The organism is Nonomuraea lactucae (genome assembly GCF_003313395.1).
Classification (GTDB): domain Bacteria; phylum Actinomycetota; class Actinomycetes; order Streptosporangiales; family Streptosporangiaceae; genus Nonomuraea; species Nonomuraea lactucae.
Genome location: NZ_QNFZ01000351.1, coordinates 1 through 717, shown reverse-complemented (window position 1 = coordinate 717; position 717 = coordinate 1). Strand labels below are relative to the sequence as shown.

General features: G+C 76.2%; 1 pseudogene. It reads left to right on the top strand.

Features of this window, described 5'->3' with window-relative positions:
* Nucleotides 1–511 (top strand): annotated as a pseudogene (locus tag DQW85_RS21890) (ATPase); the annotation flags it as partial.
* Nucleotides 512–717 lie beyond the last annotated feature (206 nt).

The window sequence follows — 717 nt, the reverse complement described above, 5'->3', positions numbered from 1 at the left end:
GGAGGAGGCGCTGTGGCACGCGGCCCGCGCCGAGGACGGCCGCGGCCCCGGCACGGCGCTGGCGGCCCTGGTGCGGGAGCACTTCGGCGTGCGCACGGTCGAGGAACTCGTGCTGGGGATCCACTTCGGCGAGATGGCGCTCAGCAGGCTGCACGAGCTGGCCCCCGGCGTCTTCGCGGCGGCCACCGCCGGGGACGCGGTGGCGGCGGTGCTGGTGGAGCGGCTGGCCGAAGAGGTGACGGTGATGGCGGAGGTCTGCCTGCGCCGCCTCGGGCTGCTGGACACGCCGACGGAGGTGGTGCTCGGCGGCGGCGTCCTGCGGGCGCGCGACCCGCTGCTGACGACGCTGCTGGACGGCATGTTCGCGGCCCGGGCGCCGCGGGCGAAGGTGATCGTCGCCGACGTCCCGCCCATCGTCGGCGCCGCGCTGAACGGCCTGGAGCGGCTCGGCGCGGCCGACGCCGCGAAGGACCGCCTGCGCGCCCGGTACGAGCGCGGCGCGCGGACCTGAGCCGCCGTGCCGGGTGTCATCCGCCGCGTATGACCCGTGTCATGCGCGGCCGGTGACACAGCGGACTAACCCCGCGCCGAGTGAACGATCATGCTGATCCCATGAATCCTCACCCATCCTCACAGCACACGGGCAGGGCGCGGCGCGGCGGCCGGATGATCGCCGCGACGGCGGTCGCGGGCGCGCTGCTCGCCACGGCCGCCCTG